The sequence below is a fragment of the Streptomyces olivaceoviridis genome, from assembly GCF_014650115.1.
GTDB classification, from domain to species: Bacteria; Actinomycetota; Actinomycetes; order Streptomycetales; family Streptomycetaceae; genus Streptomyces; species Streptomyces olivaceoviridis.
This window is the reverse complement of sequence record NZ_BMUI01000041.1, coordinates 17,358-44,318: the sequence shown is the minus strand read 5'-3', so window position 1 is coordinate 44,318 and position 26,961 is coordinate 17,358. Positions and strand designations below refer to the sequence as shown.

Genomic DNA, 26,961 nt, shown 5'->3' with positions numbered 1-26,961 from the left:
GGAGGTGTTCACCAGCCCAGTTCGTTCGCGGTGGTCTCGGCTATCGCGGGGGCGCAGGTCATGCCGCGCCCGCCGGGCCCGGTGACCAGCCACACCCCCTCGTGCACCTGCTGCCGGTGGACGACCTTGCCGGGGTCGGCGCACTGCGCGTACACACCGGCCCAGCGATGCCGGATGCGCGGCAGCGGCCGGCCGAGGAGGGACTCCACGACACCGGTGAGGTGCTCGTAGGGCTCCTCGACGGTGTCGAAGGCGAAGGGGTGCTCGTACGCGTGGGTGTCGCCGATGGTCAGGCCGCCGTCGGCGCGCTGCACCATGAGCAGTTGCATCCTGTGCGCGGCGGCGGTCTCCGGCTGCGGCTGCCGGGCGTTCAGCTCGTCCAGCGCCGGGGAGGCGTACGCCGGGTAGTAGCGGAAGCTGTCGGCGTCGGCGACGGAGGTGGGCAGCGGCTCGCCGAGCGGATCGGTCTGCATCATCTGGAGGCGGACGCGGCGCACGGGGAGGTCCGGGCCGGCCAGTTCGCGGACGAGTCCGCCGAGCCAGGCGCCGGTGCACAGTACGACGGTGTCGGCGTGGTGCACGTCCCCGTGGTCGTCGCGGACGGTGCCGGCGCCGGTCACCTCGCGTACCTCCCGGCCGGGCAGGAAGGTGTAGTCCGGGGACTTCAGCAGCTCCTGGCGCAGGGCGAGCTGGGCGGTACGGGGTTCCACGGCCGCGTCCCGCTCGCAGTACAGGGCGGCGGTGAAATCGCCGCGCAGGGCGGGGTTCAGGGCCCGCGCCTCGCCCGGCGTGAGCAGCTTGTAGCCGCGGGCGGCGGCGTCGGCACGGGCCACGGCCGCCTCCGCGACGGCGAGTTCGAGCGGGCCGCGGACCGGGGTGAGGGAGCCGTTGGGGCGGAAGCCCAGCGCCGGCACCCGGCCGCCGATCCCCTCCCACAGCTCCCGCGCCCGCAGGGCGGTTTCCAGCTCTTCCCCACCGGCGCGCCCGCTGACCCAGATCTGCCCGAAGTTGCGCAGCGAGGCGCCGCGCGCCTCGGCCTCGCGCTCGATCTGGACGACCTTGTGGCCGCGCTCCACTGCTTGCCAGGCGTGCATGGTGCCCACCACGCCGGCTCCTACGACTGTGACTCTCACGACGGCAACGCTCCTCGCGATCCGGGAACCGGAGACATCCGGCTGACAACGAGAGCGTGAACGAGCCATCACGTTTGGGCTAGACCCGTTATCGTTTCGTGATGATCGGGTGGTGGGTGAGTCGGCATGACCGGGCGGTGTGCGCGGCGGCCGGTTCCCCTCAGCCCTGGAGGTGGGCGGTGAAGGAGAACCGGTCGCCCCGGTACAGCGACCGCACCCGCTCCAGCGGGCGGCCCCCGGTGTCCCGGGAGATCCGGTGGATCAGCAGCATGGGCAGGGCGGGCGGGGTGCCGATGAGCAGGGCCTCGCGGGGGGTGGCCAGGACGGTCTCGATCCGCTCGTCGGCGTCGCCGAACGAGATGCCCTGGGCGGAGAGATAGCCGTAGAAGGAGGAGTCCGGGTCGAAGTCGGCGTCCAGCCGGGGCACGCGCGCGACGGCGACGTACGTGCTCTCCAGGCCGACCCGCTCGTCGTCGGCGAGCAGCACCCGCTCCAGGTGCCAGACGGGTTCGCCGCGCGTGAGCCCCGTCTCGGCGGCGAGCGGGTCCGGGCACGGGAACCGGTCGAGGGTGACGAGGGCGCGGCCGGGAGTGCGCCCCTGCCGGCGGACGCCCTCGGTGTAACTGGCGAGGGACAGGGGCTGGGTCAGCTTGGGCCCGGCCACCACCGTGCCCCGGCCCCGGCGCCGCAGCCGTCCCTCCAGCACCAGCTCCCGCACGGCCTGCCGCACGGTCTCGCGGGCCACGTCGTACCGCTCGGCGAGATCCCGCTCGGTGGGGATGACACCACCCTCCCCCAGCTCCTCCAGCAGCGCGGCGATCCGTGCCTTCACCGCGTAGTACTTGGGAATGCGCCCGTGCTCGGGGATACCGGAGCGGACGGGGGCGCCGGGGGCCTGCTCGTTGGGGTAGTCCACGGGAGGATCGTCGCAGACGGGGGTGCGGGGGCGGGAACGGGGCGGACCGACGGCGGTGGTGCGTGGGCTGGGCGGGGGAGCGGGGGCGGTGAGCGGTCGGTGGCCGGGCTCGGCACCGGCGCGGTTCGACTGCCCGACACCCGTCAGGCCGACCGGAACCGGTGCATCGGCAGACGCGACGGACAGATGCCGCCTATTCTCGACAAGAGCCCGCCAATCCTGCCCGAACAGGACACCAGCCCCGCCCCCGACAGCTCACCGAAGGCGGCCATGCCACCCCACCACGGGGCCCGACCCCGTCCCCTGCCATCCGAACAGACCGCGGCCACCGAAGACATCAGCGTCGTCACGCTGCACGGCGCCATCGACCACCACACCGTCGACGACCTCAGCAACACCCTCCTCTTCCCCCGCGGCGCGGCCACAGCCCGCACCGTGATCAACCTCAGCGCGGTCACCTTCATCGACTCCAGCGGCATCAACGCCTTCATCACCGCCCACCACGCCGCCCAGCGCGCCGGCGGCTGGCTGCGCCTGGCCGGTCCCATCGAACCGGTCCTGCGCGTCATCCGGATCGTCGGCCTCGACGAAATCATGGGCTGCTACCCCAGCACCCGCCGCGCGCTCGCCGCCTGACGGCAAGCGGGCGGGCGCGGCGGGCGCCGACGTCCCCGGACAGCGGTCGCGCCTCGCGGCATGACCGCGGGCAGCGCCTCCGTCAGGAGCGGGATTCGCCGGTGGCGTCGGGGGCGTCCTCGTCGGACCCGAGTGTCATCCGCGCCTGCTCGAAGGGTGCTGCCGCGGTCGTACCGCCGACGGGACCGGGCGCCAGAGCGTATCCGGGTACCAGAGCGAAACCGGGCGCCACAGCCAAACGAGGCGCCAGACCGACCGGCTCGTAGACGATCTGGCGCGCCTTGGCCCCGCTCACCCCTTCGGGCGGCGGCAGGCCAGCCACGCCACGACGGCCACGCCTGCCGCGGTCAGCAGTACCTTCCGGTTGTCCCGCGCCAACCGCGCTCCCCGGGCCGTCTTCCGTCGCACGGGCTCGGGTGCCTTCTCGTCCCACAACTGCCCGGCCTGGGCCGCCTTCGCGCGGGCCTGTCCGGCGGCTTGCGCGGCCGTGTCCCTGACCGGTTCGGGCAGCCGGTCCTGCGCCTGGTGGGCCAGGTCGGCGGCCTTCGCCTTCAGCTGCCCGGCCTTGACGGCGGCTTGCTCCCTCAGCTCGCCGGCCTTCACCACGGCCTGCTCCTTGACCTCGGCGGCCTTCTCCTGGGCGCGGGCCTTGACGTCGGTCTTCGCCGCGAGCGCCTCGACCGTGTCCCCGAGTTCGGTCCGAGTCCGTTCGACCTGCTCGCGCAGTTCCTCAGGGCTGGTGGCGGTGGGCTCGTCGTGCGGGGGCTGGGTCATCGGTGCGCACTCTCCTTGATCTCGGCCACGTCGGCCTTGACGTTCTCGATCGTCTGCTCGGGTGCGGGCGGCGCGGCCTGGTCGACCTGCTTCTTCCCGCTTATGGCCAGCACCGCGGCGATCACACCCAGTACCGCGGTGACGATCAGCGCCGCCGCCCACACCGGCAGCGGCACGGCCAGCGCGGCGATCACGGTGGTGACCAGCGCCTGCGCCATCAGGAAGCCGACGACGCCGGCCCCGCCGAACAGGCCACCGCCCTTGCCGTAACGCCTGCCCTTCTGTTTCATCTCCGCCTGTGCCAGGCGCAGTTCCCCTTGCACCAGCTCGGTCAGCTGCTGCGAGGCCCGCTGGACCAGCTCGCCCACCGGCTCCTGACCGGAGCGGTCCGTGCTCCGGCCGGACCCGGCGTGGTGCGGCTGCGTGCTCGACACGACAGTCACCTCCCGTTCCTGAGTCTGCGTCGGCCGGGCCGCACCCCGCGGCCCGGCCACCCGGTGAGCGCGAGTACCCGGAACAGGCGATTCAGATCCCGCGGCGTGACCTGCGGGCGACTCTGTGACCTCGCGGTCGTCCTCATTTCCGATGCCTGGCGCGGCGCGGCCGGGAGCGGGTGCCACGGGTGAAGGCGAAGGCCAGGCCGACGCATTGCAGGGCGGCGCAGACAGTGATCGTCGTGTGCAGGGCGGTGGGGGCGATGAGGGCCATGAGGATGCCGGCGACGGGGTAGGGCGCGAGCAGGATCAGCACCGTGACGGACAACGTGCTGCCGAACACCTCGGCGGGGATGAGGCGGGATCGCAGGGTGCGCAGTACGACGGCCAGCACGCTGTCGCCCGCCATGAAGACGGCGATGAGGACCAGGTACACCAGGTAGGAACGCGTGTGCGCGATCAGGAAGCACGGCACGACGGTCACGAGAGCGGCGCAGCGGCCCACCCCCCGCAGCCCCCACCGGTCGATCGCGACGCGGCTGGTGGCGACGGCGAGCAGCGAGGCCCCGGCCGCGCAGGACCACACCAGCCCGACCATGGCGCTGGACCGGCCGAGTTGCTGCACCACGATCACCGGGGTCGCCGCCTCCAGCAGACCGAGCGCCAGGTTGGACAACGCCAGTCCCACCACGAGCCAGGCGAGCGCCGGCAGCGCACGCAGGGTCGCCCAGCCGGTGCGCCATCCTCCGGCGGCCGGCCCGGTCGCTTCCCCTGGCTGCGCGGGCGGCCGGTGCATGCGCGGGGTGATGGCGGCCGACACCACCGACAAACCACCGAGCGCCGTGAGCATGCCGCTGAAGCCGGCCCACTGCAAGAGGAGTCCGCCCGCCGCGGGGCCGGCCAGGGCCGCTGCCTGATCGATGCCCAGCAGGACGGACTGGACGCGGTGCGCGGCATCGCCGGCGTCCCGGCTGGCGACGGCGCCGACACTCTCGGCCGCGATGAAGCTGAACTGGGTCAGACATCCCGCGCACGCCGCGAGGAGCATCACCAGCCCCGGGGCGGTCCTGTCGTCCGCCGTCGCCAAGGCGGGCACGGCAAGTGCGGCGACGAGCGCCCGCGCCGTGGCGGCCAGCCGGAAGACCCGTATGGGTCCGAAACGGTCGACGGCCAGGCCGGCCAGAGCGAACGTGCACAGCCGCGGGGCCCACGCCATGATGAAGGCGATCCCGGTCAGCGACGACGACTTGGTCGTGGCCAGTACCAGCAAGGGGATGCCGTAGGTGGCCATGGACGAGGCGAGGGCGTCCGCGAGGCGCGGCAGATAGACACCGCGGACCCGGCCGTAGGTCACGGCGCGGGCATGCCGGGGTCCGGCGGACCGGACTTTCGTGGGTATCAAAGGGACGTGTTGTTTCTGTGAACCGTGGCGGCGGTCATAAGAGCGACCCGGGCGAGAAGAGGCGCAAGTGCCCACAGGGCGGGTAGGTCTCAGTGCACTCCGTTCCTGCGAGAGCGGGGTAGGCCGAATGCCGGACGCGGGGCGCGAGGGCGGGGTCCGCACTCGGACGAGCGGAAGCGGGCGCCCGACGCCGGACAGTCCGCAACGGGCGAACGGACCTGTCACTTACCAACAGCGTGATCACCGCACCGGATGTTACGCGGGGTAAGCCCAGGTCGCGCTCGGAGTCGGGGCGGTCGCGAGGGATATGCCCCGCATGACCGGCCTCGGCCGCTACCCCCTGCTCGTCTCCGGGGTCCGGGCGGCGCGGCACGGGCGGTGGGACCGTGCGGAGGATGCCCCGGCTGCCCGACGGCGGGTACTTCCTGCGCGTGCGGTGCGGAGCGCGCCGAGGTGGGTGACCCGCGGCCGGGGGCGGTACTGGCGGCGGTCAAGGGCACGGTGAGAGGCGGCAATCGGCGGCACCGCACTCTGCGGAAGACGGTCGAGACGGCGGGCCTGCACCCGCTCGCGGTCCTGTCGGAGGGTTCGCCCGGGAGCCGCCTGTTCTGTGCGCCGCGCGGATCTCGCGCCCGGCTGCCGGCCTGCGCGTTTAGTGATCGTCGACGTATTCATCATACTGTCCCCGGCATGTGGCGGAGAATGGGAGATGACCCTCATGCACAACCAGGACGCGGCCTCTTCGGACGCCGGTGGCGAACGGCTGGTCGCCGGCCGGTACAGGCTGCTGTCCGTGCTCGGCGAGGGCGGCATGGGCACCGTGTGGCGCGCCCATGACGAGGTCCTGCACCGCGAGGTGGCGGTCAAGGAGGTCCGTTTCTCCCTGGACCTGCCCGCGGAGCGCAGCAAGCGCATGCACGTCCGACTGGAGCGGGAGGCGTGGGCCGCGGCGAGGGTCAACGCCCGTGCCGTCGTCACCGTTCACGACGTCGTCACCTTCGACGACCGTCCGTGGATCGTCATGGAACTCGTCCGCGGCCGGTCCCTCGCCGACGTGATCGGCGCGGAGGGCGCCCTGCCGCCGAAGGAAGTCGCGCGCATCGGGACCGAGGTGCTCGCGGCACTGCGCGCGGCGCACGCCGCCGGGGTGCTGCACCGCGACGTGAAGCCCGCCAACGTCCTGCTCGCCGACGAGGGCCGCGTCGTACTGACCGACTTCGGGATAGCCACCGTTGAGGGCGACACGGCGCTGACGATGACCGGCGAGGTCGTCGGATCCCCCGAATACCTGGCGCCCGAGCGCGCGTTGGGCCGGACGCCGGGCACCGCGTCCGACCTCTGGTCGCTGGGCGCGCTCCTCTACACGGCCGTGCAGGGCCGTTCGCCGTTCCGCAGGACGACGGCCCTGGCGACACTGCGCGCCATCGTGGACGACGACCTGCCGCCGGCGCACCGGGCCGGGCCGCTCGCGCCGGTCATCGAGGGACTGTTGCTCAAGGACCCCGAGGAGCGGATGACGGCCGACGAGGCCGGGCGTCGACTGCGCCTGGCGGCCGGTGACGCGGCGGTCTCCCCGGAGACCGAGACCTCCACCGATGCCACCGCCGCCACGACCGCTGCCGCCGCTGCCGTGGTCACCACCTCCGCCACGGGTGGCATCAGCGCGGCCGTGACCGCGGCGGCCACCGCCGCGGAGGAGGTGCCCACGGCCGCGGTCGTGTCCACGGAGACCGCACCGACCGCGGTCGACGCGGATGCGACCGCGCCGGTGCCTCAGGCCGCGCCCGCGCCGTTGGGAACGTTCGGGCCTCCTGCGAGCGGAGCGGGGTTCGGGCCCGTGATCACCGAGCCCGGCCCCGCCTTCGGGCACGGCACGGGTCCCGCGCCCGCTCCGGCGCGCCGCAGCCGCCGTACCGCATACCTGATCGGGGCGGCGGCGGCCGTGCTGGTCCTGCTCGGCGGAGGTCTGGCCTACGCGCTCGTGACGCGGGCGGACGACAAGGACAAGGACGGCGGAGCGGGGACCGGCGCAAGCGCCTCGCGACCCGTGTCGGTGACCGTGACCGGCGGTGCCACGACGTACGACGGGAGCTGCCCGCCGGGCGAGGGACAAGCGCCGTGGTTCACGGCGACGTTCACGACCGACCGGGCTCCGGTGCAGTTCTCCTACCGCTGGGTCTCGCAGAACGGCTCCGTGGTGGACCGGCAGTGGCGCACCCTGTCGTTCCGGGAAGGCGATCCCGCCAGCAAGAAGGAAACCGTACGCCTGTCGACGTACGCGCAGGAGGGGACGCTCAGAAGCGCGCTGGCGGTGGAGATCAAGTCGCCGTTCGAGGCCAAGTCCAACGCGGTCGCCTTTTCGATCACCTGCCGTCCCGGCGGCCAGTGAGGCGGCAACACATCGTTCATACTTGAACCAATCTGGCTTTCCTCAAGGGAGTTTCTGTGCTGTCGGTCATCGTGGGACGCACCGGTCCGTTCACCGGTCAGAGCGTGGTCCTCGGCGAGGCTCCGCTGACGTTCGGACGCAAGAGTGACAACGACGTCGTCATCGTCAGCGTCAGCGCCTCCCGGCTCCACGCCGAGATCGTCACGGAGAACGGCGCGTACGTCCTCCACGACCGCGGCAGCCGCAACGGCACGTACGTCAACGAACAGCGCGTCACCCGGCACGAGCTGACGCCCGGCGACACCATACGCATCGGCGACGAGTCATTCCTGTTCGAGACGCAGGAGGCCGTGGAGACGGTCATGGACCTCTCCCAGCTCGCCCTGCCCCGCGCCGACGCGACCGTGGACCCGGGGGTGCTCCGGGTCACCGTGACCGGTGGCGGCCCGGTGGGCCTCGCCTTCGCGCTGCTGCTGGAGGAGGCGCTGCCGGGCCGGGTCGCGGTGACCGTCTACGACGGCCGCTGGGTGCGCAGCGGCACCTCCGTGGTCTGGAAGGACGAGACCCAGGGCAACGTCCGCCGCCAGCAGGTCGTCACCGTCCAGAGCCGGCAGTACCTGGCGCTGACGCAGGAGATGCGGTCGGCGCTGTTCGCGGACGGTCAGTTCTCCGAGATGTGGCCGCTCGGACCCGACTCGGTGGACGGACAGCCGCCCCGCAACATCCGCATCGCCTACATCGAGGACCGGCTGCTGGAGCTGGCCAACCGCAAGTCCGCGATCCGGCTGGTGCCCAAGCGGTTCGACCCGGCCGAGCAGGAGCAACTGATCGCCCGCGACCACGTGCTGGTCATCTGCGAAGGCGGTCGCTCCCGCACCCGCGAGCACTACGCGGACCGCTTCGGCACGGCCGACGCCTCCATCTACTCCCTCGACGGGGAGCACATCCAGGACGTGGTGCTCGGGCTGCGGGTCAAGTCCCGGCTCTCGGACCCCATGAGCGTGCTGCTGACGGTGGCGCAGAACCGGTTCCTGCTCAACTCGCTGCGCGGCGAGGGCTTCCTGAACATGCGGCTCACCCGCGAGGAGGCGCGCAACGTCATCGGCATCGACCCGGTGCGGCAGGTCTTCGAGGAGTGCATCGCGGCCCGGCCCTGCGTCATGAGCCGCCACGAGGACAACGAGTTCGTCTGCCCGACGCACGGAACCCTGTTCCTGCCCGCGCTGCTGCGCGGTTCGCCGCTGTGGAAGCGGATCCTCGAAGGACTGCGGCTGTTCGGCGTCGCCGAGGAGGACCTCAGCGCGATCACGTCGTTCCGGCTGGACATGGTGCAGCGCCCGCGGTTCACCGCGCAGCTCGCCCGTCCGACCGCCGACCGCCCGGGGACGTACGGGTTCCTCCTGGGCGACGCGGCCAACGCGATCCACTTCTGGCCCGGCCGCGGCCTCAACAGCGGTCTGGCCTCGGCCATTTCGCTCGCCCGCTCCCTCAGCCGCGTCTGGCGGGGCCGGCCGCTGCGCGACGCGGACTTCATCCGGCACGAGGCGGCGATGTCGATGTTGCAGTACCGCCACAAGAGCCGCGCGTGGAACGCGATGGTCACGACGGACGAGCGGGGCGTGACCCGCGCGATCAAGGACATCATCGACAGCAGCATGGAGCGTACGGCGGGACCGGCGGCAGCCGCACCCGCCGCCCCCGCGCCGGGAGTTGCCGCCGGCCCGGTGCCCTCGGGTTCCGTGGAGCCGGACATCGAGATCCTCCTGGACCGCATGCGGGCGATCCGCGACCGCCTCGCCACTCGCCTTCCGGGCCTGCCCGACGACGAGGAACTGCGCGCCCACCTCTCCGCGCTCGCCCCGGCGACGCTGCGGACCCTTCAGGAGAGCGGCGCGTGGGACACGCTGATCGTCGGCGGCGAGGAAGCGGACATCGACATCTTCTACCAGAATGACGCCCCCGTCTTCGTCCCCGCCGCGCCCGCTGTCCCCGCCGCGCCCGCGGCGGCCGACCCGCTCCCTGACCCCCGCACCTCGGGACTGTTCGACCCGGCCTGACGACACGTCACCCCGGCCGGCCTTCTGGTCGACTCCGGTGCCCGGCGCCGTGACGGCCGCGCTGTCAGGAGGTGAGGGTCTTGTGGAGGGCGTCGAGGCCGTCGCGGTAGATGCCGGCGAACAGGTCGACGACCTCGTTCTCGGTGGCGCCGTGCGGGTTGAAGCGGCCGGACCACTGGACCTCGGCGGCGTTCTCCTCGCCGGGGATGGCATGGACCCGAAGGGTGGACACGTAGCCGTCGACGGGGAACGGGGCCTGGAGGATGGCGTAGCTGTAGTGGCGCTCGGCCTCGTTGAAGTCGACGAGGCGCTCGATGATGACCTCGCCCTCGGGGTTCTTCAGCCGGCGCACCCGGCCGCCTTCGAGTGCGGTGCTCTCGGGGATGTAGGGGAGCCAGTCGGGCAGGGCGTCGAAGCCGCCGATGAGGCTCCAGACCTTGTCGGGCGAGGCGGGCACGATACGGCTGACGGAAGTGGAGGCCATGGTCGTTCTCCTGGATCCAGGTGTGGGGGGAAAGGCGTGGGGGGTGTGTGGGGTGTGGGGTCAGGCGCCGGCGGGCAGCGGGGCGGCCGGGCTGACCAGACCGCTCGCGCGCAGGTCGTGCCAGAACGCGGCCGGGATGTCCTCGTTCAGGGCGGCGAGGTCCTCGGCGATGCGGCTGGGCCGGGTGGCGCCGGGGATGACGGCGGCGGCCACGGGGTGGGCGAGGGAGAACTGGAGGGCGGCGGCCTTGATGCTGATGCCGTGCTCGCCGGCGAGGGCCTTGAGCCTGCCGACGCGCTCGATGATCTCCGGCGGGGCCTGCTGGTACTCGAAGTGGCTGCCGCCGGCGAGGATGCCGGAGCTGTAGGGGCCGCCGACGACCATGTCGACGTCCTGTTCCAGGGCCATGGGCAGCAGCCGCTGCAAGGCGTGTTCGTGGTCGAGGAGGGTGTAGCGGCCGGCGAGGAGGAAGCCGTCGGGACGGGGCTCGTCCAGGGCCAGGGTCAGCTCGATGGGCTCGGTCTTGTTGACACCCAGGCCCCAGGCCTTGATGACGCCCTCGTCGCGCAGTCGGGACAGGACACGGAAGGCTCCGGTGCGGGCCTCCTCGAACTTCTGCAACCAGGCGTCACCGTGGAAGTCCTGGGCGATGTCGTGGACCCAGACGATGTCGAGCCGGTCGACACCCAGGCGCTTGAGGCTGCCCTCGATGGAGCGCTCGGTGGCCTCGGCGGTCCACTCGTGAACGATCTTGTTGGGGTTGCCGTGCTCGAACAGACCGCCCTTCTCGCCGAAGTCGGGGACATCGGTCTCCGGCTCGTCCAGGATGACCCGGCCCACCTTGGTCGACAGCACGTAGGCGTCGCGCGGCTTGGCGGAGATGACCTGGCCCAGGCGCTCCTCGGCCAGGCCCGCCCCGTAGAAGGGAGCGGTGTCGTAGTAGCGGATGCCCTGCTCCCAGGCGGCCTCGACGGTGGCGCGGGCCTCCTCGTCGGGGATCGCGCGGAACATGTTGCCCAGCGGGGCGGTGCCGAAGCCGAGTCGGCCGGGAAGGATGTTCTTGAGGGACATGGTGGTGCCTTTTCGATCGGTATGTTCGCGCCGGGGCATCCCTGGCGCGGTCGGGGTGAGGCGTCGCCGGGCGGATGCCCCGGCGGGCTGTCCGCGCGGTCGTGACACTCGCTGTACGGCCGCACCCGCGGAGGGCGGGGCCGGACGCGCGACACGAACATTTGCAGGCGCGCTTTGTTGTTTACGAAGATAATTGCAGGCGCGGGGTAATGCAAGTGGGGTCGCCGTCGCGCCGAGAAGGCAGGCGGGGCAGAGACGACGGCCACCGTGAGCCACCGCCGCCTCAAGGGACGATCGTGGGAACGAGGCCGCCGTCGGCGCCGAGCGCCCTGCCCGTGGTCGCCGAGGCGTGCTCCGACGCCACGTAAGTGATCATGCTGGCCACCTCATGGGGACGGATCAGGCGTCTGAGCAGGGACGCGGCGGCACGGTTCTCGGCCAGGTAGCGCCGCTCCTGCTCAACCGGGTCGAGGCCGGGATACAGCTCGTCGAACATGGCCAGCACGCCGTCGCTCATCGTGGGCCCGGGCAGCACACAGTTCACCGTCACCCCGGTGCCGGCGACCTCCTGGGCCATGCCACGGGACACGGCCAGCTGCGCCGTCTTGGTCGTCCCGTAGTGGACCATGTCCGTCGGCGTCTGCACGCCCGCCTCACTGCTGACGAAGATCACACGGCCCCACCCGCGCCCGACCATCCGCGGTACGTAGTGGCGCGCCAGGCGCACCCCGGAGAGCACGTTGACCTCGTAGAGCCGCAGCCAGTCCGCGTCGGGGATCTCGAACACGGGCCTGGTCTCGAAGACGCCGGTGTTGTTGACCAGGATGTCGACCTCGGGCAGGTGCCGGATCAGGACGGCCGTCCCCTCGGCCGTCCCGACGTCGGCCGTGACGCCACGTCCCCCGATCCGCTCCGCCGTCTCGGCGACACGGTCGGCATGACGGCCGTTGACCACGACATCGGCCCCGGCGGCGGCCAGCGCCCGCGCGGTCGCCTCCCCGATTCCCGCCGTCGACCCGGTGACCAGCGCCGTACGTCCGCTCAGATCGATCTGCATCGGGCGGTACACCTCTCCAGAAGTGCGGCCCGCTCAGCAGCGGGCCGCGTCCGATCGAGCCTGTGACACCCCGGCATCCGCCCGGACCCCAGGCGCCTGGCCGGTCCCCAGCGCATGGAACCCGCCCGCGGTGAGGGAAACGGGAATGACGCCATCGCCTCAGCAGCGGGCCGCGTCCTGCCACACCCGCGCAGCGCCCGCGGACGCAGGGCTCTCCAGGAGGAACCCAGACGTAGACGATTCTTCGGCAAGGCGACGGAACCCGCACCTCAGCGAGGCCCACCCCGGTCATGGCCTGAGTGCGGCCTCGCTTCCACGACACCTCCGGGCAGGTGGTCCGCCGTACCGACGCGGCCGGAGCGGGGGGTCTCGCGCACCACGCCCACCGGGGCGCGCACCGGATGGGGCCGGGACGAGGCCGGCGACCCGCCGGTGCGCGGACGCACACCCATGACGCGTCCCGCATGCCCAGCCGGCCTGTGTCCGTGTCCCCGTAAGGTGGACCCGTTCACATCCTGTCCCGCACGCCGGAAGGCTCCGTGACCGCTGTCCGTCTCGTCTCCACCATCGACGCGCCCCTTGACCCGGGGTCCGCGGACGCGCCCGCGCTCCCGCACCGGACCGGCCGCAGGCTGCTCGTGCAGCGCGGCGACGCCGAACTCGTCGCGCTCGACCCGGACTCGGGTGCCACGGTGCGCTTTCCCGTCCCCTGGCCGCGCGGTTTCGGCACCGTGACGGTCTCCCCGGACGACGGCACGGCCGTGTTCGCGGGAGTGCACGCGGTGCGCTGCGTGGCCGCGACCGGGGCCGTCGTGTGGGAGGTGCGCCACGGCTGCTGGGCCGGTGAGTGCCCGGTGACGCACGGCGCGTTCGTCGAGTACGCCGACGACGAGGAGCACGGCTGCGCCGACAGCGGCTCGGCGGCGTTCTCCGCCGACGGCAAGCTGGTCTGGGCGCACGTGCGCGGCCCGCTCGCCGGGGACGGCGATGTGGCGGCGGACGAGGAGCCGGACGAGCTGTGGCTCGTCCTGGACGCCGCCGACGGCCGGGTCATGGGACGGGTGAGCACCGGGACGGTGGCCTCGGGCTCGTTCCACACTTCGCACCCCGACCCCGCGCAGATGGGCCTGAGCATCGGCGAGGGCGAGGAGGGCTCCCCGGCGCTGTGGGGGCGGTGGGACGGCCGGGGCCTGTCCGTCCGCACGATCGGCGACGAGACGGTGCTGCTGGACGTGAGCCCGTCGGGTCGGCGTCTGCTGACCACCGACGTGCAGCAGGACGCCCTGTACCTGCACGCGGTGGAGGACGGCGCGAGGTCGCGCGACCTGGACGCGGAGGGCGCCGTGGCGAGGCTCCCGGGCGGCGGGCGGGTGTACTGGGACTTCGAGGCGGCCTTCGCGGACGAGGACACCATCGTCGCCGGGACCTCCGGCAGCGACGGGGGCCACGGTCCGGCCCGCCACTGGCTGGTGGACACGGCCGGTATGACCCTGCGTGGAGGGATCACCTATCCCCACCCGGTCGCGGGTCCCGTCGGGGCGGCCGGCGACGGCGCCTGGTACACGGTCTCCGAGGACCGGCGGTCCGTCCACGTCTGGGCGCTGACGGACGGCGCCTGACACACGATCGCGGACGCGGCGCGGCCCGCTAGGCGTCAGAGGAATGTCAGGTCAGCGTCAGAGGCGTCTGGCAGTATTTTCAACGACAGAGCGACGGCGGCTCAACCGCCGGAGCACTTGAAGGAGAGGTCCCCGTAGCGGCCTATCGGGGTCCGGGTATCCACCCGGTCGGGTCTTTGGCCCACGCAGGTTCGAATCCTGCCCTCTCCGCTCACTTCCCCGTCGCCTCCCGGCGGCAGGCGCCGTCGAGCCCGGGTGCCCGATCCCGCGAAGGGACCGGGGCCCGGCCGGCCGTCAGGTCGACCGGACGGCACGTGATCCGAATGGACGGAATCCCGGCGGGACATGTGCGGGGCCGGCAGGGATGGGCCGGCTCTATCGGTCTTCGCCGTCACGGCGCTCAGACGCGCCGACCGTGCTCGTGGTCGAAGGCCCGTGGGCGCCGTTGGCCGTCCGCGGCTGCTTCTGCGTATCGGCCCAGGTCGCCGGCAGGGTGAGGGCGTCAGCGCTGGGCGTACCGGGATCTGCGGTGTAGGTGGTGATGGAGACGTCCGGGTCGCCTGGCAGCGCGAAGTCGTCGTACGCGAGGTCCATCGTTCCGACGACCGGGTGGTGGACGACCTTGCGTCCGCGAGCATGGCGGCGCACGTCGTGCTTGACCCAGCGGGCGCTGAAATCGGTGCTGCGCGCGGAGAGTTCGCCGATGAGCCCGGTCACCTTCCGGTCCAGCGGGTCGCGTCCGGCGGGTCGCGTCCGGCGGTCGTGCGGAGCGCCGCGACCAGCAGGTTCTTCGCCTCGTCGAGGTCGGCGTGGAAATCCTCGGCACGCGGGTCGAGGAACACGTACCGGGCGAAGTTCGGCGGCTGCTGGGTCATGGTGAACAGGTCGCTTCACCGCCCGCTGGTGCCCGTACACGGGACGCGTCCGGCTGCCCACGGCCTGTCTCGCGGCTGGTGCCTGCGCCAGGACACCGGAGCCGGCAAGGACGCGCCGACCAGGTACGGACACCCATCGAAGAGGCGGTCCGGGCGAACGTCCGCTCCTGACCACCCGGTTGGCACGCCCAGCGCGTGTCTGCCCTGGGCGGGGACGTGACGGCCGGCGGATTCAGACGATCTTGAGGGTGATGCCGTTGTTCTCCAGTGCGGTGGTCTCGTCGGCGGGCGCGGTGGTGTCGGTGACGAGGACGTCGACCAAGGTGGAGGGCCCGACGTAGGCGTGTGCGGTGCGCCCGAGTTTGCTGCCGTCGGCGGCGGCGATGACGCGCCGCGCCGATGTGATGACCGCCTTCTTCACCGCTGCTTCGTCGAGGTCGTAGGCGGTCATGCCGTCGCCGGCGGTCAGGCCGCAGCAGCCCAGGACGGCGGTGTCGAACCGCAACGCCGACAGGGAGGCGAGGGTGAGGGGCCCGATGAGGGCTCCTTCGCCGGCGCGGGGCCGGCCCCCGGGCACGAGGAGCGCAGTCGGTTCGGGGGCGTCCCCGAGGATGTCGATCGCTTGCAGTGACAGGGGCATCACGGTGATCTGCCGTCCGCGCAGCAGGCGCGCGACTTCCAGACAGGTCGTGCCGCTGTCCAGCAGGACGGTCTCCCCGTCGGTGATGAGCGAGGCCACCTCTGCCGCGATCCGGCGTTTGGCGTCGACGGCTTCATGGGTGCGCAGCGCGAAGGGGGGTTCGTCCCCTCGCAGGAGGAGGGTGCGAGCCCCGCCGCGGAACCGTTCGAGGACGCCTTGCGCGGCCAAGTGGTCCAGATCGCGGCGGACGGTCATTTCCGAGGCACCCGTCAGGTCGGCCAGTTCGGCGACTGTGGCCGTTCCTGCCTCCTGGACGGCCTGGGCGATCAGTCGATGACGTTCCACGGTGCTCATACCGTGATTCAACACCACTCCTTTCGAACATGTGAGACGTTCGAATGGTCGGGTTACAAACGGCCATCGCGTTCGTTAGGGTGGAGATATGAAAAGAGCGCTGCGCGTCTCTCGCGTTGTGACGTTTGTCTACTTCGTCCTCAACGGCACGTTGCTGGGCATGTGGGTGGTGCAGATCCCGGCCGTCGAGGAACGCGTGGGCATCAGTCACGCGGCCCTGGGCGGGTTCCTCGTGTTGCTGGGGGCAGGGGCCTTCGCCGGCATGCAGGTCGGCGGGCGTCTGTCCGACCGGCTCGGCACGCGCACCGTCGTTCCGGCGGCCGGAGTGCTGTGCAGCGTGACCCTGGTGCTGCCCGGTCTCGCCCAGGAGCCGTGGGCCCTCGCAGCGGCCCTGCTGGTCTTCGGTTTCGGCAACGGCACCCTCGACGTGAGCATGAACGCGCACGCCGTGCAGGTGGAGAAGGCGTACGAACGGCCCGTCATGTCGGCCTTCCATGCCACGTTCTCCGTCGGCGGCGTCCTGGCCGCGCTCGCCGGCGCCGTGGCCATCGACATCGGATGGGGCACGACCACGACGCTGGGCGCCGCAGCAGGCGTCGGCGTCGTCACCGCCCTGGTATCGGCTCGTGGTCTCCTGCCCGCCGAGCCGTCCGCCCCCGTGACCGCTACGGAGGGGGAGCCCGGGGCGGGGAGCCGCTCCGTTCCCACCCGGATCTGGCTCCTGGCCGTTCTGGCCCTGCTGATCATGCTGTGCGAGGGGGCCGCCAACGACTGGAGCGTCCTGCATCTCAAGACCGTTCTGGGCGCGCCGGAGAGCACCGCCGCCTTCGCCTACGGGACGTTCGCGGCGACGATGACCATCGGCAGGCTCCTGGCGGACCGGACATCCGCGCGGTTCGGACCGGTCGCCGTCCTGCGGTACGGCTCGGCCCTGGCCGCCGTCGGCATCACGGTCGTGGCCCTCTCACCCTGGGTCTGGGCGGCACTGACCGGCTGGGCGCTGTTCGGCCTGGGCCTGTCCGGCTGTATCCCACAACTCTTCAGCGCCGCGGGACACGCCGACCCCACGGCGGCGGGCACCAACGTGTCCCGGGTCGCCGGACTCGGCTACCTCGGCATGCTCGCGGGCCCCGCGATCATCGGCTGGATGACCCATCTCATGGCCCTCAACCACACCTTCCTGCTCCTCGCCCTGTTCTGCGCGACGGCTGCCGCGGCGGCCGGCGTCCTGCGTCCCTCGCCGGAGCGGTCGCGCGTGGTCGAGCTGACGCCCTGACCGCCTGCGCGGCGCGGCCTGACAACGCGCCGCGCAGGCTTCCCCCGCTGCCGCACGGTCGCCTTCCCCACCAGAAGAGCGTGGGTGAGCGCGAGCACCGGCCGGGTCATGCAACGCTCGCGGCCACCGCGGGACTTCCAGGGGAGCGACCCCTGGCCGCCGAGCGGTGGCCACTCCGCGCGCTACCGGGCGGGCGAGCCGGCCGTGGCCGCGGGGCCGGTGCCCGAGAAGTCCAGGCTCCAGCGCTGGAGATGACCCGGGTCCAGGTTGTAGAAGCCCGGGGTGCCGTCGGTCACGCGCAGCTTCCAGGTGCCGACGGTGGGGAGCGCCGAGGCGTCGACCGTGTAGGTCTCGTGCAGCTCGGGCGTGAGCACCCAGGGTCCCCAGGTCTTCACGTGGATGACGGTGCCGTCGGGGCCGATCAGGTCGATCACCATGGCGTTGCTGAACCCGTGGTCGAGATCGACCGTGACCTTGAGGTCACTCGGTGCGCTGCCCGGCTTCCCCCGGACGACCAACGGGGACTCGACGGTGCCCCACTTGGGGATCACGTAGGTGGTGGGGTTGACGAAGAAGTGTCCGCCGGATTCGAGAGCGGTCCAGGTGAACGAGAGGTCCCGGGTGTCCCCGGTCGCGTCCGTGATGACGATGGCCGAGCTGTAGTCGCCGGCCTTGTCGGGCGTACCGGTGATGAGACCGGTGGCGTGGTCGATCGACAGGCCCCGGGGCAGCGACTTGGCGGAGTAGCTCAGCGCGCCGGGACGGCTGCTGGATGCCGTGATCTGGCGGCGGACAGGCTGACCGACCGCCACCGGCTCGGTCGGCGGCGGCTCCACGGCGATGTGGTGGACGAAGCCCGTCCCCACGTTGACGGCCGCCCAGGCGTTGGCGACGGCCTCGTAGGCGGCGCTGCCCGAACCGTAGAGGTCGGCGGCGGCCTGGAGCGTCGCGGTCCGGGCGCCGGCGTAGTCGGTGGTGCTGGTCATGTAGACGGTGAGCGCGCGGTACACCACGTCGGCGGCGTCGGTCAGCCCGATGCCCGCCACCGGCAGCCCGTCATAGGTGGGGCTGTCGTAGGCCACGCCGTTGATGGTCTTCTGCCCGCTGCCCTCGGCGAGCAGGTAGAAGAAGTGGTCACCCACCCCGGCCGCCATATGTGGTTCGTCCGACTTCGCCTGAGGCGTCCAGTAGTCCAGGGGCGCGTACCCGACGGAGCTGATGCCGGCCTTGGAGGGCAGGTCCATGTACCGGATGGGCTTGCCGTCACCGTGCAGATCGTCCAGCTCGGCCATCGTGTAGTCGGGCACGTCGTTCGGGTTGTCGGCGTAGAACTCCACGGCGGCGGCCATCATGTCGCTGATCGCCTCGTTGAGGGCCGGTGATTCGCCGTAGTCGCCCAGTGCGGCCGTGGAGGAGGTGACTCCGTGCGTCATCTCGTGCGCGGCTATGTCCAGGGACGTCACCGGGTGGTGCCCGTCCGCGCCGTCGCCGTAGCTCATGCAGAAGCAGCCGTCCTGCCAGTTGGCGTTGGCGAGGGGGACCCCGGGCTGCTGTTCGTAGTGGACCCGGGAGGTGCTGCCGCGGCCGTCGTCGGCTATGCCGTTGCGGCCGAAGCGGTCGAGGTAGAAGTCCCACGTCGTCCGTGCGCCGTACGCGGCGTCCACCGCCGCGGTCTGGGGGTTCGCCGCCGTACCGTCGCCCCACACGTCGACATCGTTGGTGAACAGGACACCGTTGGATGTGACACTTGAGTCGAGCGTCCGGTGGCCACCGCGCTGGGGGTCGATCAGGGCGTACGTGCCGTCGTCCTGGCGGGTGGAGCCGATCGTGACCTGCCCGCTGTAGAGGCTGTTGCCCTGGGCGGACTCCACGTGTTCGGCGTTCTCCAGGACGGCCTCGCTCGCGGCGTCCGTCACGACGTGGCGTTCGCTGGGGGAGCCGTCCTGCTGCACGCCGGTGACGACCGTCTCCCAAGCCAGTCTCGGCTGGTCACCCAGCATCCAGACGACCTTGCGGGGAGCCGAGTGCGTGGCCGTCTTGCGGGTGCCCTTCGCCATGGCCTTGCCCAGGGCCGCCTTCTTCGCCGTGGCGGCCGGCACCTTGGCCGCGGTCGTCGGCAGGGTCAGCTTCTTCTCGGAGGCGTAGGTGACGGTGCGGGCTCCTCCGTGCCGCTCATGGACGATCAGGTCGCCGCCGATGACGGGCAGCCCGGAATAGGTGCGCTCGTAGCGGGTGTGGACCGTGCCGTCGGCGTCCTGGACCACGTCCTTCGGGATCAGTTTCTCCTCAGGGCCGAGACGCAGCGCACGGGCGGTGCCCGCCGCCGCGTCGGCCGCCTGGTCGAGGAGCCGCCGGCGCTGACCGGGCGACAGGTGGACGGTCCCGGACCCCGGCCTGGGTGCCGCCTTGATCTGCCGGAGCGCTCCCGTGGTGCGGGCGCCGTCGGGGGCGTGGGACAGGGGGGCGGCGCCGGCCGAGCCGGGCAGCGCGGAGAACGCGAGTGCCGCGGCCGTGATCGCCACGGTCGCGGCCAGGCGCCGTCGGGGCCCGCGCGCACCCTGTGGGGACGCGGCCCGGTTACGGGAGTGATTCAACCCAAGAGTCCTTCCGTTCGGCCGTCTGTCGGTGCGGACGGCCGCTGTTACGAGGAGGCCGGAGACCACGGCCTCGGTGGCGGGACGTCAGACACGTGACGCACCGGCGCGCCACACTCGCGACTGCACGTTCCAGGGGACGCGCATCGAGCCACCTGACGGTCAACTCCGCCTCACCGGAGTGAAGATGCCAACGCATGCGGAACCGGCGCTAGGGTGTCGAGGTGGCCGGTTAGCGCCAGGTGGCAGCCATCGGCCAGCAATTGGCGGAGCGGAAACAGAAGATGACGTCGCCGGAAACCGAGATGGTGTACACCGCTCTGATCGAGCCGCCGCGCCACAGGGGCGCCGGGATCGCGGAAGTCCTCCTCCCGCTCTTGTCGGCAGGCCGAAACCAGCGCCGCGTACCAGCCGAGCCCTCGGCCGCGCGGCACCGGCCTCCGTTCACAACGGCGGTCGGGCCGTAGGGCCGACGCCGGTGCGCACACATGTGACCAGGACGCCGGCCCATGTCACGGCGGCACAACGCCCCTTTTCGTGCGGCGAGGACGGGAATGCACACACGAGGGCGCAGGGTTGCCGATGTGGCCGCATCCCGCCCATCGGCGGTCGACGGCCGGACGACCGGAGGAGAAATGGAACTTGACGTCGTCGGACTCGGCGATGAAGCACAACGTGTCTATACGGCGCTGATCGGTCTGCCCCACAGCACCGCCTCCGAGGTGGCGAGCGCCTGCGGGACGAGTACGAGCGCGGCGGGGCGGCTGCTGTCCGTCCTGGTCAAATCGGGTCTCGCGACCAGATCGACAGGCCGCCCCCCACGCTTCACCGCCACCGCCCCCGATGTCGCGGTCACGGAACTGATCAAGGAACGCGAACGGCAGCTGGACACGGCTCGCGCGTTGGTGCGCCAACTGACCGACAGACACCGCGAGGCCCTGCGGATCGCCGACCCGGACATCGCGGTGGAAGTGCTCCGTGGCCGTGACGACATCAGCGCCGCCGTCCGCAGGATCACCGCCGGCGCCCGCCGCCAGATCCGCACCTTCGACCGGCCGCCCTACGTGGACCGCCCCGGCAGCAATCTGGACGACCAGCGCCGCAGACAGCGTTCCGGCGTCACCCACCGCGTGCTCTACGACCAGGGCGCGGTCGCCTGGCCGGGCCGCCTCCGGGACGACATCCTGCCGAGCATACGCACCGGCGAACAGGCCCGCGTGCGACCACAACTGCCGATCAAACTCCTGATCGTCGACGACGCGCAGGCGGTCCTCCCCTTCAGCCTCGCCCCGGGCGGACACCTCGCCGCGTACCTGGTCCACCGCTCACCGATGCTGACCGCGTTGGAAGCACTCTTCGAAGCGGAGTGGGACCGTGGATCCCCCCTCCAGGCCCCCGCACCGCCCACGGCCCCGCCCGCCGCCTCCGGCCATCCCGACCACCTCGCCCTCGTCAAGCTGCTCGCCGCAGGCTGCACGGACGCGGCGATCGCCCGCGCCCAGGGCTGGAGCCAGCGCACCACCCAGCGCCGCATCCGCCATCTGATGACCGAACTGGGCGCCAGCACCCGCTTCCAGGCCGCGGTCCAGGCCGCTCGCCGGGGGTGGTTGCAGGAGCCTCCGGCATTCACGCGGCCCACGAACGCGGGCGAGGGATAGGTGCGGCTGCGGCCGGCCGGCCCTGAAGCCGAGCCGTGCTCCGCCCGGCAACTCGGTTGCGATGGGCCTGGCCCCCTCGGCGAAGATGCCCGCATGAGCCGAGAGACAGATGAGGTACGCGAAGCGATCGCGGGTGAGCTGCGCCTCATGGACCCCGAGGTGCGCGCGTCACGTTCGCTTGCCCGGCAACTCCTGGACCCGGACTTCGTGGAGGTCGGCGCTTCGGGGCGGCGGTGGACGTATGACGAGACGCTTGCCGCGCTGCCCGAGACGGACGGTGCGGCAGAAGGCGGTCCACGCTACGAGCCCTCGGAGTTCACCGGTGTCCTGCTGGCCCCCGGACTGGTGCACCTCACCTACGAGACCACGCTGGAGGGAAACCGGGCACGGCGCAGTTCGCTCTGGCGCAAGCAAGGTGCGGACGCGACCTGGCAGATGTACTACCACCAGGCCACACCCATCCCGCCCGGCACCGTGTGACCGCGAGTCCCGGAGGTTGCTCCACACCTCCCGTGCGTCCACAGGGCGGGGCCGGCGACCGGGACCAGTGCCGTCAGCCGCTCTCGGCCGGTGTCGCCGTCGAGCGCAGGCGGAAGCCGACGCCTCGTTCCGTCGTCAGGAGAGCCGCGGCCCGCGGGCCGAGGTCGCGGCGGATGCGGTGGATGTGCAGGCCGACGGAGCGGCTGCGGCTGCCCGCCCACATCACGACGCCTTCGTGGGCGTCGCCCGCCGCGTTCTCGGCCTGTACGGGCGCGTGCTGGACGTCCCCCGCGCGGACCTTCCCGCTCGGTGACGACGTCTACACGACGCTGGTCGTCAACAACTGTCCCAAGTGGCCGTACCCGGGCGTCCAGGACGAGGAGAAGCTGCTGCTCCTGGAGCACGCCGACAGCTCCGCGCTCACGGTGCTCCGCCAGGAGGGCGACTACGCGGGGCTCCAGGGCCGGCGCCCCGACGGCACCGCGTGGTGGCCGGCGGCTCGGTGACCCGGCGCTCCTCCGCGGTCTTCGTCCACCCGAGCCTGGACACGGTCGTGGAACCGCTGCCGGCGTTCGCCGACCCGGACGGCTCCGACTCCGCACCCGTCTCGGTGTGGGAACGGGCCGGCGGTAACGTCGAGGAGTACCTGCGCGTGTTCGGCCGCCCCGGGCAACCGGCGGCTTGGCGCGAGAACCGTCCCTACGTCGCCGACGTCACCGCGTGAGACGGCGGCCGGAGGAGAACCGCTCATGACCACCTTCCCCACCGCACAAGCCGTGCGGAGCACCCCGGAAGGCCTCCTGTGGGAACCCAGCGAGCGCTGGGTACGCGGCCGCAAGGGCGAGGTGACGGTCGTCGACAGCCGGCACCCCGTCCTGGTCTGGGAGCCGGGTGTCCCCGTCCCGCTGTACGCCTTCCCGCGCGCCGAGGTCCGCGAGGACCTGCTCCGCCCCGCGAAGAACCCCCCGACGGGCACGCACACCGGCTCGCGGATCTTCTACGACCTCGACATCGACGGCGAGCTGCTGGAGAACGCCGCCTGGACCCTCCCGGCCGCCGACCTCGCCGACCACATCGCCTTCGCATGGTTCCGGCGTGCCGGCCGGGGCCTCGACCACTGGTACGAGGAGGAGGAAGAGATCTTCGTCCACCCCCGCGACCCGCACAAACGCGTGGACGCCCTCCCGAGCAGCCGCCACCTCGTGGTCGAGATCGACGGCACGGTCGTCGCCGACACCCACCGCCCCGTGCTGTTGTTCGAGACCGGCCTGCCCACGCGTTACTACATCCCGCGCGAGGACGTCCGCCTCGATCTGTTCGAACCCACCGACCACCACACCGCCTGCCCCTACAAGGGCACAGCGGAGTACTGGTCCTGGCGCGGCGAGTCGGACATCCCCGCGAACATCGTCTGGAGCTATCCGGACCCGCTGCCCGCGGTCGGCCCGGTCGAGGGACTCCTCGCCTTCTACAACGAGGCCGTCGACATCACCGTCGACGGCGAACGCCAGGAACGCCCCGTCACACACTTCACCGGGGCGCTCACGGGGCGACCGCACGCATGACGGCACCGGAACCGCCGTGTCCGTCCGTCCCGACGGAGACGGCGGTCCGGGCCGACGGCCGCAGCGCGACGACCGGAGAAGGGAGACGCCGAGGCCGGCCCGGCGCCGTCCGAGTCATCCGTTGCGGATCACCGACCCCCACTCGTCCGGAAGCGCGCCCTTGTCATGGCAGGGCCTGACGGCGGACTCTTGCAGCAGGCGCAGCGGTACGCGTACCGGACGTCGGGTCCCCGACGGCCCCGAGGCGGCTCAGGAGGCTCCCGGATGGTCGTTTCACCGGAGTGCGGCGTCGACGGCCCCGCCGTCACCGAACAGGAGGCGGAGGCGCTGATCGAGGCCACCTGCTTCAGGACCGGCCCGCCGCGCAGCGTCGGGGTCGAGGTGGAATGGCTTGTCCACCAGGCGCGTGCGCCGCACGACCCGGTGGCCCGGGAACGGCTGGAAGCGGTCCACGCCGTACTGCGCACTCTGCCGCTGGCGTCCGGTCTGAGCGTCGAGCCCGGCGGTCAGGTGGAGCTGAGCTCCCGGCCCGCCCCCTCGCTGACCGAGTGCGTCTCGGAAGTCTCGGCCGACCTGGAGGCCGTGCGCACCGCGCTGCACGAGCACGGCCTGACACTGGTCGGCATGGGCGTGGACCCCTGGAGTCCGCCTCGCCGGTTCCTGCGGGAACCCCGCTACGACGCCATGGAGGCCTGCCTGGACCGCACCGGCCCGGCCGGGCGAACCCTGATGTGCACCTCGGCCTCCGTACAGGTGTGCCTCGACGCCGGACGCGAGGAACCCGGCGTCATGGGATTCGCGCGCCGCTGGTGGCTGGCACACCACCTGGGCGCGGTCCTGGTCGCGGCGTTCGCGAACTCGCCCATGGCCGGAGGCCGGTCCACAGGCTGGCTGTCGACACGGCAGCTGATGTGGACGGAACTCGACCCGGGGCGGTCCGGCGGCCCCTCCCTGGCCCACGACCCGCGCCGCGCCTGGGTCCGGCGGGTCCTCGACGCACCCGTGATGTGCGTACGGCGCAACGGCCCCTGGGAGGTGCCGGACGGCCTGAGCTTCCGCGAATGGACCCGCTCGCGCACCATGCGCCCCCCGACCCACGCGGACCTGGACTACCACATCACCACGCTGTTTCCGCCCGTCAGGCCACGGGGACACCTGGAACTGCGCATGATCGACGCGCAGCCCGGCGACGACGGATGGATCGTGCCGCTCGCGGTGGTCACGGCCCTGTTCGACGACCCGGGCGCCGCCACGATCGCGAACAGGGCGGTGGAGCCCCTGGCCGAGCGGGCCGCCGGGACCCCGGCGCCGCACAATCCCCTGTGGAGGGACGCGGCGCGCCACGGGCTTGCCGACCCGGACCTGAAGCGTGCCGCCGTGACCTGTTTCGCCGCGGCACTGGACGCCCTGCCCCGGCTGGGGGCGAGCACCAGGGTCATGGACGCCGTCGCGGCCTACGCCGACCGCTACGTCCGCCGTGGCCGCAGCCCGGCCGACGACGTGCTGACCGGGACCACGGCCGTGGAGCGTCCGCTGTGCCGATGACCGAGTACGCGGATGCGCCGACGTCCCGCGCGGGGCCCCGGGCGATGGGCTGCTTCACCGCGAGATGGCCGTCGGCCTTCGGTGAAGTTCACGCACGCCGGCGAGCGCGCCATGCTGGAAGCGTGGTTGGACTTTCACCGCGCGACTCTCGCCCTGAAGTGTCCGGGCCTCAAGGATGACCAACTACGGCTTGCGGCAGCGTCACCCTCGCCGATGACGCTGCTCGGCCTCGTTCAGCACATGGCTGAAGTGGAGCGCAACTGGTTCCAACGTGTTCTCGCGAGCCAGGACGTGCCGCCGGTCTCCGGGGAGAGCAACCCCGACGGCTGCGCGGCGTGTCGTGGCCGTAGGCCATTCGGCCAGGAAAAACGCAACTTCGACATCGCCCGCGGAGGCAGCTACCTTCACCTGGTCTCCGGCAATCACCCACGGTCGCACAGGAGTTCCTTCAGGCTCGGCCACCGAACCGGGCCCACACCAGGCACCCCCACCAGGGAGAGACGCATGCCCCATCTTGCTCTGTACACATTCGGCGTCCTGAAGTCACCTCTCGCCGATCCCGCACCTGTCACGCGCGAGTTCTACGACACGGGTGAGGCCGTCTACCGGAAGATCAGCCAGCACCCCGGATACCTCGCGCGTGCTGAAGCGGCAGACGGTGACCGGGGCGTGCTCTTCGAGGCGGACTGGGGTGCATGGGGAGAGTTCGCCGTGCCGACTTGGTACAACAAGGGCCGTACGGTGGAAACCACCGCCCTGGCCGCGACCCTCTCGCTCTGGACCGACCTGCGCCCCGCCTTCGACGCCGTCTACACCGGTCTGCACCGTGCGGCGCTGAACAGGCGTTACGACTGGTTCGAGAGGACAGGGCACCCGAACCACGTGATCTGGTGGGTCTCCGACGGCGTGGTACCCACCTGGCAGGACGGGGTTTCCAGGCTGGAACACCTCCACGACCACGGCCCCGCGCCGCACACCTTCACCTTCCACCACTCGTTCGCCCCGGACGGAACGCCGACCAGGACCAAAGACATCGGGCCGCAGAGCGACCAGGTCCTCTGACGAGGAAGCCTGAACGACTGGGTTCGCTGTCGAACGCCTCGATCGAACGACGGCGAACAGACGCGTCTGCGCTACGGCGGCGGATCCGCCGGTACCCGGTGCTTCGCCCCCTACCTCGCGAGCACCACGGCTTCGCCGGCACCCCCGAAGACGCCCTCGAACGTCCCGCAGAAGAGCCGACGCAGCCGGCGTAGCACCGGCCTGAGCCTCACGAGCATCAGGGCCTCAGCAGTCCGCCCACCCACCAGTCGTGCGGCTTGCCATCGTTGGCGACGCCGCGATTGCGCAGTGTCCCCTCGAAGGTGAAACCGAGTCTCTCGGCGACGGCTCGCGAGCCGGTGTTCCCGGCCATGGCCCACCACTCGATGCGGTGGACGTCGAGGGTGGTCCAGCCCCAGTCGCACAGGGCGCGAGCGGCCTCCACCGAGTACCCACGTCCGCGCTGCTCCTTGACCGCCCAGTAACCGAGCTCCCAGACGCCACGGCTGACGAGGGTCAGGCAGTACGAGCCCACCAGGGCACCGGTGTCCTTGCGGAACGCGCCGAGGGTGTAGTCCCTGTCCTCGGCCCACTGAGCGGGCAGCTTCTCGCCGACGAGCTCCTCCGCGTCCGCACGCCGGTACGGCACGGGCACCGGGGTGTAGAACTGGATGTCCTCGTCCTGGCACGCTTCGTACACCGCGTCCACGTCGGCAGCTGTGAAGGCCCGCAGCACCAGACGGTCGGTCTCAAGAGTCACAGGATCCATCGCGGCAGTATGACCACCATCGACAAGCGGCGACCAGCGAATATCCCGACCGAGCACCGCCCAACGCAACACCCCGGGCTGGTCAACGGTTTGTCGCAACACCCCAGATCAGCTACACCCCGCTGGTCCGTAGCGGATGCACTCACCCTCACGGCCCTGGGCGGTGTGCAGGGGACGGGCCGGGCGGGACGC

At 71.8% G+C, this 26,961-nt stretch carries 25 protein-coding genes, 1 tRNA gene and 1 pseudogene; 14 read left to right on the top strand and 13 right to left on the bottom strand.

What is annotated here, in order from left to right:
* Nucleotides 1-8: 8 nt before the first annotated feature.
* Together IE273_RS39300 and IE273_RS39295 are read right to left on the bottom strand one after the other, a co-directional pair.
* Nucleotides 9-1,133 carry a TIGR03364 family FAD-dependent oxidoreductase gene (locus IE273_RS39300; protein WP_189819913.1) on the bottom strand — a complete coding sequence of 375 codons (1,125 nt, stop codon included), beginning with the start codon at nt 1,131-1,133 and terminating at the stop codon, nt 9-11.
* Between the two features lie 160 nt (nt 1,134-1,293).
* The gene (locus tag IE273_RS39295) at nt 1,294-2,049 is read right to left on the bottom strand and encodes a GntR family transcriptional regulator (RefSeq protein ID WP_189819912.1); all 756 of its coding nucleotides are present in this window, start codon (nt 2,047-2,049) and stop codon (nt 1,294-1,296) included.
* 186 nt (nt 2,050-2,235) lie between these two features.
* On the opposite strand from IE273_RS39295, the gene IE273_RS39290 reads away from it, so the two are divergent.
* A complete protein-coding gene (locus IE273_RS39290) occupies nt 2,236-2,685 on the top strand; it encodes an STAS domain-containing protein (RefSeq protein ID WP_229888013.1) in 450 nt (149 codons plus the stop codon).
* Nucleotides 2,686-2,976: 291 nt separating this feature from the next.
* On the opposite strand, the gene IE273_RS39285 is transcribed toward IE273_RS39290, so the two are convergent.
* From IE273_RS39285 to IE273_RS39275, 3 genes are all read right to left on the bottom strand, one after another.
* Nucleotides 2,977-3,459, bottom strand: coding sequence for a DUF3618 domain-containing protein (locus IE273_RS39285; RefSeq protein WP_189819911.1), 483 nt, complete (start codon nt 3,457-3,459; stop codon nt 2,977-2,979).
* Complete coding sequence (locus IE273_RS39280; RefSeq protein WP_189819935.1) at nt 3,456-3,827, bottom strand: phage holin family protein; 372 nt, start codon at nt 3,825-3,827, stop codon at nt 3,456-3,458. The genes IE273_RS39285 and IE273_RS39280 overlap by 4 nt, the downstream gene beginning before the upstream one ends.
* Nucleotides 3,828-4,035: 208 nt before the next feature.
* Nucleotides 4,036-5,247, bottom strand: a complete 1,212-nt coding sequence (locus IE273_RS39275; RefSeq protein ID WP_189819910.1) for an MFS transporter — start codon at nt 5,245-5,247, stop codon at nt 4,036-4,038.
* Nucleotides 5,248-6,013: 766 nt separating this feature from the next.
* Between IE273_RS39275 and IE273_RS39270 the strand changes: the two genes are divergently transcribed.
* Nucleotides 6,014-7,684, top strand: coding sequence for a serine/threonine-protein kinase (locus IE273_RS39270; RefSeq protein ID WP_189819934.1), 1,671 nt, complete (start codon nt 6,014-6,016; stop codon nt 7,682-7,684).
* A 56-nt stretch (nt 7,685-7,740) separates the two neighbouring features.
* A complete protein-coding gene (locus IE273_RS39265) occupies nt 7,741-9,741 on the top strand; it encodes an FHA domain-containing protein (RefSeq protein ID WP_189819909.1) in 2,001 nt (666 codons plus the stop codon).
* 64 nt (nt 9,742-9,805) lie between these two features.
* Here the strand turns inward: IE273_RS39265 and IE273_RS39260 are convergent, their stop codons facing one another.
* The 3 genes from IE273_RS39260 to IE273_RS39250 form a co-directional block, all read right to left on the bottom strand.
* Entirely contained in the window at nt 9,806-10,225 is a 420-nt protein-coding gene (locus tag IE273_RS39260) for an SRPBCC family protein (RefSeq protein ID WP_189819908.1), read from the bottom strand.
* A gap of 60 nt (nt 10,226-10,285) precedes the next feature.
* Nucleotides 10,286-11,296: an aldo/keto reductase gene (locus tag IE273_RS39255; protein WP_189819907.1), complete on the bottom strand. Its 1,011-nt coding sequence runs from the start codon at nt 11,294-11,296 to the stop codon at nt 10,286-10,288.
* 283 nt (nt 11,297-11,579) lie between these two features.
* The gene (locus IE273_RS39250; RefSeq protein WP_189819906.1) at nt 11,580-12,353 is read right to left on the bottom strand and encodes an SDR family NAD(P)-dependent oxidoreductase; all 774 of its coding nucleotides are present in this window, start codon (nt 12,351-12,353) and stop codon (nt 11,580-11,582) included.
* 539 nt (nt 12,354-12,892) lie between these two features.
* Between IE273_RS39250 and IE273_RS39245 the strand changes: the two genes are divergently transcribed.
* The gene (locus IE273_RS39245; protein WP_189819905.1) at nt 12,893-13,972 is read left to right on the top strand and encodes a hypothetical protein; all 1,080 of its coding nucleotides are present in this window, start codon (nt 12,893-12,895) and stop codon (nt 13,970-13,972) included.
* Nucleotides 13,973-14,094: 122 nt separating this feature from the next.
* Nucleotides 14,095-14,182 (top strand) — tRNA-Asp (locus IE273_RS39240).
* 165 nt (nt 14,183-14,347) lie between these two features.
* On the opposite strand, the gene IE273_RS39235 is transcribed toward IE273_RS39240, so the two are convergent.
* From IE273_RS39235 to IE273_RS39230, 3 genes are all read right to left on the bottom strand, one after another.
* Nucleotides 14,348-14,689 (bottom strand): MmyB family transcriptional regulator, encoded by a 342-nt coding sequence (locus tag IE273_RS39235; protein WP_268257540.1) that lies wholly within the window; start codon nt 14,687-14,689, stop codon nt 14,348-14,350.
* Nucleotides 14,686-14,847 (bottom strand): MmyB family transcriptional regulator, encoded by a 162-nt coding sequence (locus tag IE273_RS44845; RefSeq protein ID WP_268257539.1) that lies wholly within the window; start codon nt 14,845-14,847, stop codon nt 14,686-14,688. The genes IE273_RS39235 and IE273_RS44845 overlap by 4 nt, the downstream gene beginning before the upstream one ends.
* Nucleotides 14,848-15,079: 232 nt before the next feature.
* On the bottom strand, nt 15,080-15,841 hold the full coding sequence (locus tag IE273_RS39230) for a DeoR/GlpR family DNA-binding transcription regulator (protein ID WP_189819904.1): 762 nt from the start codon (nt 15,839-15,841) through the stop codon (nt 15,080-15,082).
* Nucleotides 15,842-15,929: 88 nt separating this feature from the next.
* On the opposite strand from IE273_RS39230, the gene IE273_RS39225 reads away from it, so the two are divergent.
* The gene (locus IE273_RS39225; protein WP_189819903.1) at nt 15,930-17,117 is read left to right on the top strand and encodes an MFS transporter; all 1,188 of its coding nucleotides are present in this window, start codon (nt 15,930-15,932) and stop codon (nt 17,115-17,117) included.
* Between the two features lie 182 nt (nt 17,118-17,299).
* Here the strand turns inward: IE273_RS39225 and IE273_RS39220 are convergent, their stop codons facing one another.
* On the bottom strand, nt 17,300-19,639 hold the full coding sequence (locus IE273_RS39220) for a M4 family metallopeptidase (protein WP_189819933.1): 2,340 nt from the start codon (nt 19,637-19,639) through the stop codon (nt 17,300-17,302).
* 707 nt (nt 19,640-20,346) lie between these two features.
* Between IE273_RS39220 and IE273_RS39215 the strand changes: the two genes are divergently transcribed.
* The 8 genes and pseudogenes from IE273_RS39215 to IE273_RS39180 all read left to right on the top strand — a co-directional run bounded on the left by IE273_RS39215 (nt 20,347) and on the right by IE273_RS39180 (nt 26,021).
* Complete coding sequence (locus IE273_RS39215) at nt 20,347-21,369, top strand: helix-turn-helix domain-containing protein (RefSeq protein WP_189819902.1); 1,023 nt, start codon at nt 20,347-20,349, stop codon at nt 21,367-21,369.
* Nucleotides 21,370-21,462: 93 nt separating this feature from the next.
* Nucleotides 21,463-21,849, top strand: a complete 387-nt coding sequence (locus IE273_RS39210) for a nuclear transport factor 2 family protein (protein WP_189819901.1) — start codon at nt 21,463-21,465, stop codon at nt 21,847-21,849.
* 182 nt (nt 21,850-22,031) lie between these two features.
* Nucleotides 22,032-22,355, top strand: a complete 324-nt coding sequence (locus IE273_RS39205; RefSeq protein ID WP_189819900.1) for a hypothetical protein — start codon at nt 22,032-22,034, stop codon at nt 22,353-22,355.
* Entirely contained in the window at nt 22,352-22,573 is a 222-nt protein-coding gene (locus IE273_RS39200; RefSeq protein ID WP_189819899.1) for a hypothetical protein, read from the top strand. The genes IE273_RS39205 and IE273_RS39200 overlap by 4 nt, the downstream gene beginning before the upstream one ends.
* Before the next feature lie 25 nt (nt 22,574-22,598).
* The gene (locus tag IE273_RS39195) at nt 22,599-23,414 is read left to right on the top strand and encodes a DUF427 domain-containing protein (protein WP_189819898.1); all 816 of its coding nucleotides are present in this window, start codon (nt 22,599-22,601) and stop codon (nt 23,412-23,414) included.
* Nucleotides 23,415-23,678: 264 nt separating this feature from the next.
* A complete protein-coding gene (egtA, locus tag IE273_RS39190) occupies nt 23,679-24,959 on the top strand; it encodes an ergothioneine biosynthesis glutamate--cysteine ligase EgtA (RefSeq protein WP_189819897.1) in 1,281 nt (426 codons plus the stop codon).
* A gap of 111 nt (nt 24,960-25,070) precedes the next feature.
* Nucleotides 25,071-25,286: pseudogene (locus IE273_RS39185) on the top strand (mycothiol transferase); the annotation flags it as partial.
* A 177-nt stretch (nt 25,287-25,463) separates the two neighbouring features.
* Complete coding sequence (locus tag IE273_RS39180; protein WP_189819932.1) at nt 25,464-26,021, top strand: DUF3291 domain-containing protein; 558 nt, start codon at nt 25,464-25,466, stop codon at nt 26,019-26,021.
* 217 nt (nt 26,022-26,238) lie between these two features.
* Here the strand turns inward: IE273_RS39180 and IE273_RS39175 are convergent, their stop codons facing one another.
* Nucleotides 26,239-26,769, bottom strand: a complete 531-nt coding sequence (locus IE273_RS39175; protein ID WP_189819896.1) for a GNAT family N-acetyltransferase — start codon at nt 26,767-26,769, stop codon at nt 26,239-26,241.
* Nucleotides 26,770-26,961: the final 192 nt, after the last annotated feature.